This window comes from Devosia sp. SD17-2, from assembly GCF_029201565.1.
GTDB lineage: Bacteria > Pseudomonadota > Alphaproteobacteria > Rhizobiales > Devosiaceae > Devosia.
Window position 1 is genome coordinate 1151189 of the sequence record NZ_CP104002.1, and the last position, 16348, is coordinate 1167536.

The 16348-nt window shown below is 63.7% G+C and carries 11 protein-coding genes; 6 read left to right on the forward strand and 5 right to left on the reverse strand.

Features of this window, described 5'->3' with window-relative positions; translation table 11 throughout:
- The first annotated feature begins 97 nt into the window (after nt 1-97).
- On the forward strand, nt 98-1999 hold the full coding sequence (locus NYQ88_RS05650) for an autotransporter assembly complex family protein (protein WP_275653979.1): 1902 nt from the start codon (nt 98-100) through the stop codon (nt 1997-1999).
- Nucleotides 1999-6345 (forward strand): translocation/assembly module TamB domain-containing protein, encoded by a 4347-nt coding sequence (locus NYQ88_RS05655; RefSeq protein ID WP_275653980.1) that lies wholly within the window; start codon nt 1999-2001, stop codon nt 6343-6345. Before NYQ88_RS05650 ends, NYQ88_RS05655 begins: the two co-directional genes overlap by 1 nt.
- A 264-nt stretch (nt 6346-6609) precedes the next feature.
- On the opposite strand, the gene NYQ88_RS05660 is transcribed toward NYQ88_RS05655, so the two are convergent.
- From NYQ88_RS05660 to NYQ88_RS05675, 4 genes are read right to left on the reverse strand one after another with little or no spacing between them, the layout of a single operon-like run.
- A complete protein-coding gene (locus NYQ88_RS05660; RefSeq protein ID WP_275653981.1) occupies nt 6610-8463 on the reverse strand; it encodes an extracellular solute-binding protein in 1854 nt (617 codons plus the stop codon).
- Nucleotides 8464-8492: 29 nt separating this feature from the next.
- Nucleotides 8493-10088: an ABC transporter ATP-binding protein gene (locus NYQ88_RS05665; RefSeq protein ID WP_275653982.1), complete on the reverse strand. Its 1596-nt coding sequence runs from the start codon at nt 10086-10088 to the stop codon at nt 8493-8495.
- Nucleotides 10085-11185, reverse strand: a complete 1101-nt coding sequence (locus tag NYQ88_RS05670; protein ID WP_275653983.1) for an ABC transporter permease — start codon at nt 11183-11185, stop codon at nt 10085-10087. Before NYQ88_RS05670 ends, NYQ88_RS05665 begins: the two co-directional genes overlap by 4 nt.
- Nucleotides 11182-12282, reverse strand: coding sequence for a microcin C ABC transporter permease YejB (locus NYQ88_RS05675; protein WP_275653984.1), 1101 nt, complete (start codon nt 12280-12282; stop codon nt 11182-11184). The genes NYQ88_RS05670 and NYQ88_RS05675 overlap by 4 nt, the downstream gene beginning before the upstream one ends.
- A gap of 320 nt (nt 12283-12602) precedes the next feature.
- On the opposite strand from NYQ88_RS05675, the gene NYQ88_RS05680 reads away from it, so the two are divergent.
- The 3 genes from NYQ88_RS05680 (at nt 12603) to zapE (ending at nt 14851) form a co-directional block, all read left to right on the forward strand.
- Nucleotides 12603-12851: a hypothetical protein gene (locus NYQ88_RS05680; RefSeq protein WP_275653985.1), complete on the forward strand. Its 249-nt coding sequence runs from the start codon at nt 12603-12605 to the stop codon at nt 12849-12851.
- Nucleotides 12852-12956: 105 nt separating this feature from the next.
- Complete coding sequence (locus NYQ88_RS05685) at nt 12957-13559, forward strand: AprI/Inh family metalloprotease inhibitor (RefSeq protein WP_275653986.1); 603 nt, start codon at nt 12957-12959, stop codon at nt 13557-13559.
- Nucleotides 13560-13714: 155 nt separating this feature from the next.
- The gene (zapE, locus tag NYQ88_RS05690) at nt 13715-14851 is read left to right on the forward strand and encodes a cell division protein ZapE (RefSeq protein ID WP_275653987.1); all 1137 of its coding nucleotides are present in this window, start codon (nt 13715-13717) and stop codon (nt 14849-14851) included.
- A gap of 10 nt (nt 14852-14861) precedes the next feature.
- Here the strand turns inward: zapE and NYQ88_RS05695 are convergent, their stop codons facing one another.
- Entirely contained in the window at nt 14862-15026 is a 165-nt protein-coding gene (locus NYQ88_RS05695; RefSeq protein ID WP_275653988.1) for a hypothetical protein, read from the reverse strand.
- A gap of 232 nt (nt 15027-15258) precedes the next feature.
- Between NYQ88_RS05695 and mdh the strand changes: the two genes are divergently transcribed.
- Nucleotides 15259-16221: a malate dehydrogenase gene (gene mdh / locus NYQ88_RS05700; protein ID WP_275653989.1), complete on the forward strand. Its 963-nt coding sequence runs from the start codon at nt 15259-15261 to the stop codon at nt 16219-16221.
- Nucleotides 16222-16348: the final 127 nt, after the last annotated feature.

Sequence of the window (16348 nt, forward strand, 5' to 3'; positions counted from 1 at the left end):
CTTAACGGAATCTTTCCCCGTGGGAAGGCATTGTCGGCTTTAACCGTAAGTAGTTGAAGCGTAACGGTCGGGAACTGGTCCACTGCAAAGCGCGCGTTTGGTAACGAGTATTGGCGCCCTGTGCATCGCCATGGCATGTGCTGCCGTGACGGTTCCGGCTGCCCATGGGTTTGAGCTCTTTGGGTTCAAGTTTTTCGAGAACCCCGAAGAGGTTAATGCGGACGACGTCATTGTCGATCCACAGCCCTATGTTGTCACATTTTCCGCCAGCGAAACCGGCGCTGCCGAGGCCGCGGCGCGCAATGCCTCGGCGCTGATTGCCGACGAGGCCCAGCCGGCTTCCGGCGCTGCCGGGCTGATCGCCAAGGCGCGCGGCGACTACCGCCGCATTCTGGGTGCCCTTTACAATGAGGGGCATTACGGCGGCGCAGTCAGCATTCGCATTGGCGGAGCCGAGGCGGCCACGCTGGCGCCTGACGTCAATCTGCCCGATCCGGTGGACGTGACCATCGCGATCACCACCGGCCCGCTTTTTACCTTCAACGATGTCGCGGTAGTCAATCAGGCGCCGCAGACCGATGATCCCGAGGATCAGGTCGATTTGCCGGTGATGCGTGGCTTTGCAGCCGGGCAGGTGGCCAAGTCCTCCGTAATTCTCGCTGCCGAGCGTCTCGCGCTGGCCGCCTGGCAGGAGCAGGGCTACGCCAAGGCCGAGATCGTCGGGCGCGAAGTCGTCGCCGACCACGCCTCGCGCACCGTCGATGCCAAGATCATCGTCAATCCTGGGCGGCTCGCTGCCTTCGGCGATGTGACGGTGACCGGCACGACCAATATGAACCCCGATTTCGTGCGCCAGCAGACGGGGCTCGTCGTGGGCCAGGAATATGACCCCGACGAAATCCAGCGGGCGCAGAAGCGTCTCGACCGTCTCGAAGTGTTCCGCGCCGCGCGGTTCGAGGCAGCCGACGCCATCGGCTCGGACGGGCTGCTGCCCTATCAGCTGATCGTCGATGAAATGTCGGGCCGCCGCTTTGGCGTTGGCGCGACCTATTCCACCGTCGATGGCCTGGGCCTTGAGGGGTATCACCTCTGGCGTAATCTCTTCGGCCAGGCCGAGCGGCTGCGCCTCGACGCGCGCGTCGCCAGCATTGCCTGGCCGGTGGATACGGCCGAATTCGACTATTTTGTCGGCGGTACCTTCACCAAGCCCGGCTTCCTCACCCCCGACACAGACCTTGTGGCGGTGGTGTCGGCTGAGCGCACCATCTACCCGACCTATACCGAAACCTCGGCGGCGGGACGGCTGGGCCTCACGCACTTCTTCTCCGACGAAATCACCTTTGAAGGCGGGATGAGCTTCAAGCAGGCTCGCTTCGACGACAGCTTCGGTACGCGCGACTTCTCGACCGTGGGGCTCTATGGCGGCGCGACCTATGACGGGCGCGACAGCAGTGTGAACCCGACCGAAGGCTTTTATGCCTCGGGCATGCTCGAGCCCTTCTATGATCTGCGCGTTGGCAAGGCCGGCGCCCGCATCACAATCGAAGGCCGCACCTATTTCGGCTTCTCCGAGGATGACGCCTTCATCCTGGCTGGTCGCATCAAGGCGGGCGCCCTGGTGGGCCCCGATCTCAGCGAAATTCCGCCCGATAAACTGTTCTTTGCCGGCGGTGGCGGCTCGGTGCGTGGTTATGGCTTCAAGTCGCTTGGCGTCGACAATGGCGCGGGCGGGGTGACCGGCGGGCGCTATCTGCTCGAAGGCTCGCTCGAAGCGCGCGTCAAGGTCACCGAGGATATCGGTGTGGTTGGCTTCGTCGATGGTGGCTATGTGGCCGCCGATACTTTCCCCGGTCTCGATGACCTGCGCCTCGGCGCCGGCATTGGTGCCCGCTATTACACCGGTCTCGGCCCGCTGCGGCTGGATCTGGCCGTGCCGCTCAACAAGCGGCCGGGCGATCCGGACTACGCCATCTATGCCGGTATCGGACAGGCTTTCTGATGATTACCCTGCCCAAGATGTCCCGCCGCTTCACCTATGTCGCGGCCCTGCTCGTGCCGGTTATCGCCGTGCCGGTGGCGCTGGTGGCGCAGGACGTATTGTCCATGCCCGAAGATGAGCAGAAGGACTGGCTGACGAGCTTCGTCGAAGGGCAGCTTTCGACGCCCGAACGCCAGATCCGCCTCTCCAATATCGACGGCATTCTGGGCTCGGACGTTTCGGTGCGCGAGATCACCATCTCGGACCAGGAGGGCGTCTGGCTGCGCGTCAACAACGCGAGCCTCAACTGGAACCAGGGCGCGCTCTTTACCGGCAAGCTCGAGGTGCGTTCGCTGCGCGCCGAGAGCATCGACTATATCCGCAATGCCGTACCGGCAGAGGGTGTGGATCTACCTCCGCCAGAAGCCGGTTCGCTTGAAATCCCCGAATTCCCCGTTGCCATCCAGCTTGGTGAGCTGGAGGTCCCACGCGTCACCTTTGGGGAAGGTGTCTTCGGTCTGGGCTCGGAAATCTCGCTCGCCGGGTCGCTCACGCTCGAAGGCGGCAATCTCGACACGGCGCTCGACATCACCCGCCTCGATGGTCCGGGCGGTACGCTCGGGCTCGATGTCGCCTATCTTCGCGCCGACAATTCCATCGATCTTTCGGTCGATCTCAATGAGCCGGCCAATGGCGTGATCGCCAACCTCCTCAATATCGAGGGGCGCCCGGCCATGCAGCTGACCCTCGCTGGGGCAGGGCCGGTCGAAGATCTCACCGCCGAACTCAATCTTCTCGCGGATGGCCAGCCGGCGCTGGCCGGCACCGCGCGGATCGAGCAGGCTGCCGATGGCCTGGCCGTTGTCGCCGATGTCGGCGGGCCGCTGTCGCGCCTTGTGGCCGAGCCCTATCGTCCGTTCTTTGGTGCTGAAACCCGCCTCACCGGCAATGCCCTGCTGCGGTCTGCCGGCGGGCTGGACCTGACGGCCGTGACGCTGAGCGGCGGGCAGCTGTCGCTGACCGCGAGCGGCGCCACCACGGCCGACAATTTCCTGTCGCGCCTCGATCTTGAGGCGCGCATTGCCGATCCGGCCGGTGGTCCTGTGACCCTGCCGGTCGCCGGCAATGCCACCCGAGTCGGCGACGCCCGCTTCTCCATCGACTTCGGCGATGACGAGGGTGGCAACTGGTCTGCCGATCTCGACATCGAGCGGTTCGAAACCGACGGCTTTGCCGCCGAGCAGTTTGCGCTTGGTGTGTCCGGCGTTGCCTCCAATCTTTCCGATCCGACCAATCGCATGGTCACCTTCAACGGTGACGGCGAACTCTCGGGCATTGCCGCCGATCCGACTGTGAAGGCCGCGCTGGGTGATAGCGTCGGTCTCGGTCTTGCCGGCATGTGGCAGGGCGGCCAGCCGATCCAGCTGGCGCAGCTGCGCGTGGTGGGCGAGGCGCTGACCGCCAGCCTTGCGGGCGTGATTGATGGCACGGACTTCAAGGGGCGCATCGGCCTTCAGACCGACAGCATCGCGCCGTTCTCCGGCCTTGCCGACCGCCAGCTGACCGGCGGGCTGATGCTCGACGCGGAAGGCGAAATCCAGGCTGTGGGCGGGGCGTTCGACCTCACCTTTGACGGCATGGGCACCAATCTCAGCATTGACGACGAGACGGCCGACAAGTTGCTCGCCGGGCAGGTGGAGCTCGCCGGGCGCCTGGCGCGCACCGAAAACGGGCTGGTTGCCGAGAATTTCTCGGTCACTAATCCGCAGGTGCAGTTCACCGCCGATGGCACCTATGCCAGCGACACCGCCGACTTTGCCATTGGGCTCGATCTCGCCGATCTGGCGCTTCTCACCGAAGAGGCCAGCGGGGCGCTCCGCGTTCGCGGCACTGCAAAATCGGCCGCGCCGGAAGAGCCCATTGCCCTGGTGCTCGACGCCAATGTGCCAAGCGGCACACTGGTCGGCCGGACCCTGCGCGATGCGCAGGTTGGGCTCGATCTCGATCTTCTCGGCAGCAAGCTCTCCGGCACCGTCGATGGCTCGGCCATGCTCGACGGACACCGCGCCACCCTCGCTAGCCAGGTCGCGGTCGACGAAGTGCGTCAGGCCCTTACCGGTCTTGGCTTTGAAATTGCCGGCACGCGCATTTCGGGTGAAGTTGCCCGCGCGGTTGAAACAGAACTTCTTACCGGGCAGATCGAAGTCACCGCGCCCGACGTCTCGCTCGCGGCGGCCCTGCTGCTGCAGGAAGCCTCCGGCGCGGTCAACGCCCGGATCGAGCTGGCGCCCAACAATGGCGAACAGGGCGCGTCGGTATTGGCCAATGCCGCCAATCTGCGGGTCAGCGACATTGCCATCGGCCGCGCTGATATCGCCGCAACTGTCGGTGATCTCTTCGGCGTGCCGGCAATCGACGGCACCGTCAAGGCCGGTGCCATTTCCGTCGCGGGAACGACGGTCAATGTTCTCGATGCCCGCGCCAGCCAGAATGGCGACACTACGAGCTTTGACGCCACCGCCGCGCTCTCGACCGGAACCGGCGTTGCTGTCGGCGGATCGCTGAGCCCGGTTGCCGGTGGCTATCGCCTCGGTCTCGACCACGCCAATCTCGTCCAGGGCCAGCTTTCGGCGCGTCTCGCCAACCCGACCGCTCTGATGGTCAGCGGCGACAGCGTTGCGCTCGATGCCGTGCGCTTCGATGTCGGCACTGGCCGCATCACCGCGAGCGGCACCGCCGGCAATGCGCTCGATCTCAGCGTCGATATTTCCGCGCTGCCGCTCTCCATTGCCAATGCCGTTGTGCCGGGCCTCGGCCTCGCCGGTACGCTCGAGGGCAATGCCCGGGTCACCGGCTCGGCCAGCGATCCGCGCGTGACCTTTGACGCGCGCGGCAATGGCATCAATGCCACGGCAATCGCGCCCTTTGGCATTGCTCCGGTCAACGCCTCGGCGCGCGGCAGCTTTGCCGCCAACACCGTTTCCATCGATGCGCTCAGCGCCAATGGCTCGGGCGGGCTTTCGGTGACGGGCTCCGGCCGCGTGCCGCTGTCCGGTTCGGGTCTCTCGGTGACGGCCAATGGTTCGGCGCCTCTGGTGCTCGCCAACCGCTTCCTTATCGACCGGGGCGGTCAGTTGTCCGGCACGGCGAATTTCGATGCCCAGGTCAGCGGCAGTATCGCCAACCCGCAGTTCGGCGGCTCGGTGTCCACGAGTGGCGCCGGCTATGTCGATCCAGAGCTCAATTTGCGCCTCGCTGACATCACCGGTCGCGCCCGCCTCGACGGCACGGTTGCGACCATCGAAGGTCTCAGCGCCAATCTCTCGACCGGCGGCAGTGCCTCGATCTCGGGCACGGTCGGGATCACCGGAAACTTCCCGGCCAATCTGGCGCTCAACGTCAATTCGGCGCGCTATGCCGATGGCGATCTCTTCGTTGCCACCGTCTCCGGCAATCTCGGGCTCACAGGCAATCTTACCGGCACGCCGCTGCTCGCGGGCAATGTGCTGGTCGAGCAGGCCAATATCACCGTGCCGGAGGGTTTTGGGGGCGGCGCCGAGCTGATCGATGTCCAGCACCGCGGCACGCCGGCCGATGTGGCCCGGACCCTCGATCGCGCCAAGATCACCACCAATGGTGCGCCGGTGCCGCAGAGCCGCTCGCCCGGCATGCTGCTCGACATCAACGTCAACGCGCCCAACCAGATCTTTATCCAGGGTCGCGGGCTCGACGCGGAAGTGGGTGGTTCGGTCCGTCTCACCGGCCCGCTCAACAATATCCAGCCCGTGGGCGCCTTTTCCCTCAACCGCGGTCGCCTCTCCATCCTCGGCCAGCGCATCACCTTCGAGCGCGGCACGGTTACGCTGGTCGGCGATCTCGATCCCCAGCTTGATTTCGTCGCGCTCACCGAAGCCGATGGCATCGAGGTGGTGGTGACGGTGTCGGGCCGCGTCTCCGCGCTCGAAATCGGTTTCGGCTCCAGCCCGCAATTGCCGCAGGATGAAGTCCTGGCGCGCCTCTTGTTCAAGCGCTCCATGGGCGAGCTGTCGCCATTGCAGCTGGCACAGCTGGCAGCCGCAGCCGGGGAACTGGTGGGAGCAGGGGGCGGCGGTGGCGGTCTTCTTGGCGGCCTTCGCGGTGCCGCAGGCCTCGCCGACCTTGACGTCGTCACCGACGCGCAGGGCAATGTCGGCGTCGAAGCCGGCACCTATCTGCAGGACAATATCTATCTCGGCGTCACGGCGGGTGCCAACGGCCAGAGCAAGGTGACGATCAACCTCGACGTCACCGAAGACCTCACGGTCAAGGGCGCGGCCGGCCAGGATGGCAATTCCAGCCTCGGCGTCTTCTACGAGCGCGATTACTAAGGTTTTAGGGCCTCAGCCCGACGTTTCACACCCTCCCATCCTCCCTCCTAAAAGGGTGAGGTGTCGATCGCGTTTTTGGGCACGTCGTTGTCACGGGGCCAGGCCTGCACGCTCCTCAGGGGAGAGGTGCTCCTGACCAGCGGCGTTCCCCACGCCACTCCCCACCGTCATTGCCCGACTTGTCCGGGCAATCCACCCCGCCCCAAAAATACATCACCCGGACAAGCCGGGTGATGACAATTGCCTACGGTTGGAACGCACTGGCTACTGACCAGCGCCGCCCGTCTTTGCGGCCTTGGCTTCGTCCCACCACCAGATCGTCGGGAACCCGTTGGAGAATTCCGGCAGGGTTTCGGGGCGGCTGAAGCGGTCCCAGCGGGCGGTGCGGGAGTAGAGCAGCGCATAGCCGGGGGTGACATAGTCATGCGCCAACAGCACCCGGTCGAGCGCCTCGACAATGGCAAGCTGGGTGTCGCGGTCGCCGGCGGCGACGAGCTGGTCGATCAGCGCGTCGATACCCGCATCGGCAATGCCGGCGTAGTTGCGCGAGCCCTGTTCGTCGACGCTTCCCGAGCCGAAGAAATAGCGCTGCTCATTGCCCGGCGAGAACGACTGGGCCCAGCTGGCATAGATCATGTCGTAGTCGAAGCTGCGCAGGCGGTTGATATATTGGGGCGTGTCGACCATGCGGATCTGCACATCGACGCCGATCTGGGCGAGGTTGCGCTGCAGATTGGCTGCGATGGGTTCGAGCGTGGGCTGGTGCATCAGGAGCTCAATGGAGAGCTGGGTGCCGTTGGCGTCAACCAGTTGGGTGCCATTGAGTGTGTAGCCGGCTTCGGTCAGGAGATTGAGCGCGGTGCGCAGGTTTTCGCGCAGTTTTGTCGGGTCGCCATTGACCGGGTTGGTGTAGGCCTCTGTGAAGACGCTTTCGGGGACAAGGTCCTTCACGCCTTCCAGAATTTCGAGCGTCTTGCCTTCCGGCAGGCCCTTGGCGGCAAAGGGCAGGCCGAAGAAATAGCTGTCGATGCGGGCGTACTGATTGAAGAAAACGGTGGCGTTCAACTCTTCGAAATCGAAGGCATGGTTGATCGCCCGCCGGACGCGCTGATCGTCAAACTTGTCGCGGCGCAGGTTGGGAATGAAGCCGGTCATTTCGCCCCGGCCATTGTAGTCCTCGTGGAATTCTTCGCGGACGACGCGGCCATCGGCGACGGCCGGGAAATCAAAGCCGGTGGCCCAGCGGCGGGCGGTATATTCGCTCCACCAGTCGAACTGGTCGCCCTTGAAGGCCTCGAACCACACCGCCTCATCCAGGAAATACTCGTAGGCAAGCTTGTCGAAATTATTGGTGCCGATCTGGGTCGGGTGATCGGCACCCCAATAATCCTCTACCCGCTCATAGGTGATCGTGCGGCCTGCATCGAAACTGACGAGGCGATAGGGGCCCGAGCCCAGCGGAGCCTCGAGCGTCGATTCCCCGATATTGCGCTGCTTGCCGGATGCGTCGGTGCCCTCCCACCAATGCTGGGGCAAGACGATCATCTGGCCCAGAATATGGGGTAACTCGCGATTGCCGGTCATGTCGAAGGTGAAGGTCACCTCGCCGGGGGCGGTGACTTCGGCATCCGTCACATTGGCGTAATATTGCGTATAGGTGGGGCTGAGCTCGATCAGCTTGTCGAAGGACCAGACCACATCCTCGGCCTTGACTGGCTCGCCATCATGCCAGCGTGCATCGGGGTCCATGCGGAAGGTCACCGCGCCATAGTCGTCGGCGACCTTCATGGCTTCAGCGAGGAGCCCATAGGAGGTGTTCACCTCGTCCATCGACGCTGTCATCAGGGTTTCATAGATCAGCCCGAGCCCGGAGGCCGCGTTGCCCTTGGGCAATATGGGGTTGAACGTATCAAAGCCGCCGCGCGTGCCCAGCCGCACCGTGCCGCCCTTGGGGGCGTCGGGGTTCACATAGTCGAAATGGGCAAAGCCCTCGGCATATTTGGGCGCTTCGGTGAGGGAGTCTGCGTGGACCCACACACCGGTCGGGGTCTGCGCCAGAACAGGCACGGCAAGGCCGAGCGTCAGCAGGCCGGATGCGACAAGGGCGGCGAACTTCATTCCTGGGCTCCGTTGGTTTGGTCGGAAGATTAGTCCGAATTTGGGGCGATGTCGAAGGCTGCGGCCATGAGCTGGCGGGTGTAATCCTCGCGCGGTGCCGCAAAGATCTCAGCCGCTGCGCCCGCCTCCACCACAAGGCCGTGACGCATGACAATGAGGCGATGGGCAAGCGCCCTGACGACGCGCAGATCGTGGCTGATGAAGAGATAGGTGAGGCCGCGCCGCTGCTGGATATCGCGCAGCAGATCGATCACCTGGGCCTGGATGGACACGTCGAGCGCCGAGGTTGGCTCGTCGAGCACGAGGAAGGCCGGTTCCAGAATGAGCGCGCGGGCAATGGCGATGCGCTGGCGCTGGCCGCCGGAAAACTCATGCGGATAGCGATCGGCGCTGTCGGGGTCGAGCCCGACCTCGCGCAGCACGTCGACGACCTTGCTTTGACGTTCGTCGTGCGAAAGGCTCGGCATGTGCACGGACAGGCCTTCGGCGACGATTTCGCGTACCGACATGCGCGGGCTGAGCGAGCCGAAGGGATCCTGAAAGACGATCTGCATGTGCTTTCGCATCGGGCGCAGGGCGCGGCCGGAGCGGCCGGCGACGTTCTCGCCCAGCACCACGATCCGCCCCTCGGACGAGATGAGGCGCAAGAGCGCATAGCCCAGCGTCGACTTTCCCGAGCCGCTCTCGCCGACGACGCCCAGTGTCTCGCCGCGATAAATGTCGAGATCGACTCCGTCGACCGCTTTGATATGGCCGATGGTGCGGCGCATGAGTCCCCGCTTGATCGGGAACCAGACTTTGACGTCCCGCGCCTCCACGATCTTTTCGGCATTAGGCTCGGGCAGGTTTGGCGAACCACTCGGCGCGGCGGCGAGGAGTTTCTTGGTATAGGCGTGCTGCGGGTTCTCGAAAATCTCGCTGACCGGGCCAGTCTCGACGATCTTGCCCTCGGTCATCACTGCCACGCGGTCAGCAATTTTGCGCACGATCGTGAGGTCGTGGGTGATGAACAGCATGGCCATGCCATTCCTGCGCTGCAGGCGCTTCAGGAGATCAAGAATCTGCGCCTGCACCGTCACGTCGAGCGCCGTGGTCGGTTCGTCAGCGATCAGCAGTTTGGGATCATTCGCCAGCGCCATGGCGATCATGACGCGCTGGCGCTGCCCGCCTGAAAGCTGGTGAGGGTATGACTCCAGCCGGCTTTCCGGATCGGGAATGCCGACATCGGTGAGGAGCTCGATCGTACGCTTGCGGGCCGCCGTCTGGCGCAGGCCCTGATGGATCGCCAGCACCTCGCCGATCTGCTTGCCGATCGTGTGCACAGGATTGAGCGAGCTCATCGGCTCCTGAAAAATCATGCCGACCCGATTGCCGCGCAGGCCGCGCAAGATCTGCTCATCGACACTGGCAAGGTTTTGCCCTTCAAAGCTGATCTCGCCGGAAATGCTGGCGCTGGGCGGCAGGAGCCGCAGCACGGACAGAGCCGAAACCGATTTGCCCGACCCGCTCTCGCCAACCAGCGCCAGCGTCTCCCCCGGCGCGATGTCAAAGGCGATGTTCCGCACCGCCTCGGAAGTGCCGAAGCGGATGGTGAGATCCCGTACGGAAAGCAGCGGCCCGGTCATGCAAAGGTCTTTCGCGGGTCGAAGGCGTCGCGGACGGCTTCGCCGATGAAGACGAGCAGAGTCATCATGGCGGCGATGGTGAAAAAGCCGGTCAGCGCCAGCCAGGGGGCCTGCAGATTGTTCTTGCCCTGCGCCAGCAATTCCCCAAGCGAGGGCGAGCCCGGCGGCAGGCCGAGGCCGAGGAAATCGAGCGAGGTGAGGGTCGCCACCGACCCCGAGAGAATGAAAGGCATGAAGGTCAGTGTTGCGACCATGGCGTTTGGCAGGAGGTGCCGCCACATGATGGTGCGGTTGGAAACGCCCAGCGCGCGGGCGGCGGTGACATATTCAAAATTGCGCGCCCGCAGAAATTCGGCGCGGACAATGCCCACCAGCGACACCCAGGAAAACAGCAGCAAGATGCCGAGCAGCACCCAGAAGCTGGGCGCGATCACCCGCGAGATGATCAGCAGCAGATAAAGCGCCGGGATCGAGGTCCAGATTTCGATGAGGCGCTGGGCGATGAGGTCGGTCCAGCCGCCGAAATAGCCCTGCACGGCCCCTGCCACGATACCGACGCCCGAAGAGATGACCGTGAGGATCAGCCCGAAGAGGATCGACAGCCGGAACCCATAGACCAGCCGCGCAAAAACATCGCGGCCGCGATCGTCGGTGCCCAGCCAGTGATAATTGCCGATATGGCAATTGGGGTCGTCAACGCCCATGGGATAGCGGGCGCAGAACTCTTCCCGGCTCATCAGCCAGCTGGGCGGATTGGCGCCAGAATAGGGCAGATAGCCATCAATCGTCGTGTAGTCGAAGCGCACCGGCGGCCAGAGCGCCCAGCCATTGGCCTCGATTTCGTCTGATATATAGGGCTGGCGGTAATTGGTGGTGGCCAGAAACCCGCCGAACTTGCTCTCGGGATAGGTGACCAGCGCCGGCACCAGCAATTCGCCCTTGTAGGAGACGAGGATCGGGCGCTCATTGGCAATGAACTCGGCCCCCAGCGTGACGATGAAGAGGGCGAGGAAAATCCAGAGCGACCACCAGCCGCGCCGGTTGGCCTTGAAATTGGCGAGGCGCCGGCGATTGAGCGGGGAGAGGGCAATGCTCATGCGTCGCGGCTTTCAAAGTCGAGGCGCGGATCCACCCACATATAGGCTAGATCCGAGATCAGCCCGATCACCAGCCCCAGAAGCGAGAAGATATAGAGCGTGGCAAAGACCACCGGATAATCGCGATTGGCGATGGCCTCAAAACCGAGGAGGCCAAGCCCGTCGAGCGAGAAGATGGTTTCGATCAGCAGCGAGCCACCGAAGAAGGCGCCTATGAACGCGCCCGGAAACCCGGCAATGATCAGCATCATGGCGTTGCGGAAGACATGGCCATAAAGCACCTGCCGGTCGTTCAGGCCCTTGGCCCGCGCCGTCACCACATATTGCTTGCCGATCTCGTCGAGGAAGGAATTTTTGGTGAGCAGCGTCGCCGTGGCAAAGGCCCCGAGCCCCATGGCCGTGATGGGCAGGACGAGGTGCCAGGCATAATCGAGCACCTGCCGCCACCAGGGGAAAGATGAAAACCCCGGCGAGGTCAGCCCGCGCAGCGGGAAGATCGACCAGAAACTGCCCCCGGCAAAAAGCACGATCAGCGCAATGGCAACGAGAAAACCGGGCACGGCATAGCCGACGATGATGAGGCTCGAGGTCCAGACGTCGAAGCGGGAGCCATCGCGGCGCGCCTTGGCGATGCCGAGCGGAATGGAGACGCCATAGGCGATCAGCGTCATCCACAGGCCCAGCGAAATCGAGACCGGCATCTTCTCCTTGATCAGATCGATGACGGAGATGTCGCGATAATAGCTCTCGCCGAAATCGAAGCGGAGATAGTTCCAGATCATGGTGACGAAGCGTTCGAGCGGCGGCTTGTCGAAGCCGAACTGCTTTTCGATCCGCTCGACAAGTTCAGGCGGCAGGCCGTCGCTGCCGCGATAGCCGCTCCTGCCGGGCTGGTTCTGGGCATTGGGCTGGGAGACAACGTCACCCCCGCCACCGGTGACGCGTTCGGTCAGCGCCACGTTCTGGCCGGAGAGATTGGCCAGGGCCTGTTCCACCGGCCCGCCCGGCGCAAACTGGGTGATGAGAAAGGAAATAGCCATGATGCCGAAAACGGTCGGGATCATCAGCAATAGTCGGCGGATGATATAGGCGCCCATCTCGTCTCCAACCCTTGGCTCGCCATGGTTCACTTTGTCGAGCCACCCGCAAATCACCTTGCGGTGAGAGGGGTTTGTCCCGAATGCACCATTTGGCGACAGCTTTTGCAACTGCCGCTTTCATTGGGAGCTTCTGTCTCGCCAAACACCCCCACCTAACCTCCCCCTTTGAGGGGGAGGGATGTTTCTGTGGCTCACCGGCCGCTCAGCAAAACTCGATCGGTCCCTCCCCCTTCACAGGGGGAGGCCAGGTGGGGGTAGCCTCATCTCCGCTTGCCTCATCCCCTCGCCACCGTCACAATCGGCCCACGGGAGTGCCCATGAACTACAAGACGATTGCCCAGGTGCGGGATGCCGGTATCGCCCGTGTCCTTATCGTTGCCCTCCGGGCCCACGGATTTCATCCGCTCGACCCGCGCGATGGTGGCCTGCCGGGGGTGCCGAATATTTTCGGGGCCGATGGCGTCGGCATTGAGGTGCCGGAAAACGAGATGGGCGATGCAACGCTTCTGGTCGAGGACCTGTTGAAGGACATGACAGAGCCTCGTCCCGCAAAACCGCCATATTGACAAAACACCATTGGTTTGCGGTCGGGCGTTGAACGGAGTGGTTGCTTTGGTTTATAAGCCGCCACAAGTGTTAATTTCCCTTAAGCCCTCGGGCAGGAGTCACTCATGAAGCTTTGGAAACGCGGAGCTGGTTCCGTATTGGGTGTGGCCGCTGCTGCGCTGCTGCTTGCAGCCTGCTCGCCGTCCACACGATCCAATACGGCCGGGCTCAACGTCGTGAGCGCGCCCCAGCAGTTGCAGCCGATCCAGCCCTCGACTGTTCAGCAGGGCACTTTGCCTTCGATCGGCGCCACCGGTACGCCGGCACCGGGCTTGTCGGGTACCCCCGTTCTGGGTGGGGCGCCTGCTGCGCCGCAGCCGGGCTTCGGCACCACCACAACAGTTGGCAGCGCCGGATCGATCACCACGATCGGCCAGCCAGCCGGCAGCTTCAGCGCTGGTCCGGAAGGCGTGTGGACCGTCACTGCTGGTGCACAGACCTGCCAGCTCAACCTGCCGATGACCGCCAAGACCGGCACCAATTACTTCCGCGCCTCCTCGCCCGGCTGCACCGTGCCGCAGATCGCCTCGGTGACCGGCTGGCAGCAGGTCGGCAGCCAGCTGCAGCTCTATGATGAGAACGGCAATATCGCGGCTTTCCTCGCCCCCTCGAGCGGCCGCTACATCGGCACCATGGGCGGTGGCCAGGCCATCGCGATGTCGCGCTAAGTCTTTTAGGCCGGCCCGCGCAGGGCCGGCTTTTTGTTTCCAGGCGTTGCACCGCATCGAGGCATCGTGTCACCCCCGCGAAAGCGGGGGCTCTGTTTTCGGTTGCGGTTCAATAGGGGTCTCGCTGTGGCGGGACCGTCCGGTGGTATTTCCTGATGTCTGCTTCCTCAAGCACCCCCGTTCGCGCCGCCTATGAAGCGCTCGCCGCCCGTGGCGCGCTGACCCTTGACCCCGCACAGCTCGAGGCGGCCAGCCATTTTGATCGCATCATTGCCGAACTGGCCGCGGCCCGCCCGAGGCGCATGTTCGGTTTTCGCGAAAAGCCCCGTCCGGTGCGCGGGCTTTACCTTCATGGCGAGGTCGGGCGCGGCAAGACCATGCTGATGGACCTGTTCTTCGCCGCCGTTCCGAACAAGGAGAAGCGGCGCGTCCATTTCCATGAATTCATGGATGAAGTGCACCAGGGGGTGGCGGCCTTCCGCAAGACGACCCGCGGCAGCAATGACAATGCCGACCCCATCGAAGCGGTGGTGCGCCCGATGCTGAAGGCGGGGCTGCGCGTGCTCTGCCTCGATGAATTCCATGTCCATGACATTACCAATGCCATGTTGCTCGACCGGCTGTTCGACAAGCTCTTTGCCGGCGGGGTGGTGCTGGTCTCGACGTCCAATGTGGTGCCGGACGGGCTCTACAAGGACGGTCTCAACCGCCAGCTGTTCCTGCCGTTCATCGAGCGCCTCAAGCGCGAGACCGAAGTGGTGGGCCTGCCTTCGGAGCAGGACTATCGGCGGCTCAAATTTGCCGGGCAGCAGGTCTATGTGTTCGGGACGGGGCCGCAGGTGGCGGCGGAGATGGACGCACTCTGGCTGCGTCTTACTGGTGGTGAAGAGGGCGCGCCCGGCGTCATCGAAAGCATCGGTCGTGAAATTGCCGTGCCGCGCATTGCCATGGGGGCCGCCCGTTTCGGTTTTGCCGATCTCTGCGACAAGCCGCTGGGTACGCGCGACTTCGTGCGCATCGCCCATTCCTTCGATACGCTGATGCTCGAGGATGTGCCGCAGATGGACCGCACCCGCTCGGACGCGGCCAAGCGCTTTATCCTCCTCATCGACAGCCTTTATGATCGCGGCGTCAAGCTTGCGGCCAGCTTTGCGGTGCCGCTCGATCAGCTTGGCAAGGATGACAGGACTGCCTTCGAGTTTCAGCGCACCATCTCGCGCCTGACGGAAATGCAGTCCGAGGAATATCTGGGCAAGGGGCTGCGCGAAGTGGCGTCCGAGGTCGGTGCCTAGTCACAAGCCTTCAGTGCCAGATGACAAGGCCCAGCGTGCCGCCGGCGGCAGCGCCGAGCAGGGCGCCGATGGCTGCGCCTGTCAGATTGACATTGAACCCTGCCATGGCGCCGAGCACGGCGCCAAGAACCAGTCCGGCCAGCATGGTGGCGCCCTGGAGCGGGCCCAGCCTCACGCGCGCCGCCCTGGGCGGTTTGGGAACAGGCGGGGGCAGGTTGGGGTCCGGTGTCATCGTCTCAAGCTTGTCACGCTACTGCCAAAAGCGCGACCTCATCTTGCCCATTTGGCATTCCCCCATCGCCCATGAGCAAGGGCGAAACCGGGGTCTAGACGAAGGGTTCACTTGCCCCTCAGGCCGCGGAAGGTTAAGAGGTGCGCCAAATCAACGCAGTCGGGGAACATGGCAAATGGCGCGCAAGAAAATAGCCCTTATCGGTGCTGGACAGATCGGCGGAACGCTGGCCCTGCTCGCAGCGCAGAAGGAACTGGGCGATATCGTCCTGTTCGACGTGGTCGATGGTGTCGGTCCGGGCAAGGCGCTTGATATCGCCCAGTCCGCTCCCTCGCAGGGCTTTGACGCCGTCATGAAGGGTACGTCCGAATATAAGGACATCGAAGGCGCAGACGTGGTGATCGTCACCGCCGGTGTGCCGCGCAAGCCCGGCATGAGCCGCGATGACCTGCTCGAAATCAACCTCAAGGTGATGGAGCAGGTGGGTGCGGGCATTGCCAAGTACGCTCCCGACGCATTCGTGGTGTGCATCACCAACCCGCTCGACGCCATGGTCTGGGCGCTGCAGAAGTTCTCCGGCCTGCCCACCAACAAGGTGATCGGCATGGCTGGCGTGCTCGACAGCTCGCGCTTTGTCCACTTCATCGCCGATGAGCTCAAGGTTTCGGTCGAAGACGTCAACGCCTTCGTGCTTGGCGGCCACGGCGACACCATGGTGCCGCTGGCGCGCTACTCTACCGTTGCCGGCATCCCGCTCACCGACATCGTCAAGATGGGCTGGATGAGCAAGGAAAAGCTCGAAGAGATCATCCAGCGCACCCGTGATGGCGGCGCCGAAATCGTGGGTCTCCTCAAGACCGGTTCGGCCTTCTACGCTCCTGCCGCTTCCGCCATCGCCATGGCCGAGAGCTATCTCAAGGACAAGAAGCGCGTTCTGCCCTCCGCCGCCTATCTCAACGGCGAATATGGCATCAAGGACACCTATGTCGGCGTTCCGGTTGTCATCGGTGCCGGTGGCGTTGAAAAGGTCGTCGAGATCGCGCTCAACTCCGCCGAGCAGAAGGCCTTCGAAAAGTCGGTCGGCGCCGTTGAAGGCCTCATCGAAGCCTGCAAGAAAATCGCGCCGAAGCTGGCGTAACCGAACAAGTGTCATCCCCGCGCAAGCGGGGATCTCCCTTTCAGGGGAGAGAAACCGAGATTGCCGCTTTGAGGCGGGAATGACGCGGTAGGGGTCTTGGAGCCCCGTGATCGCAAGCGATTGACCC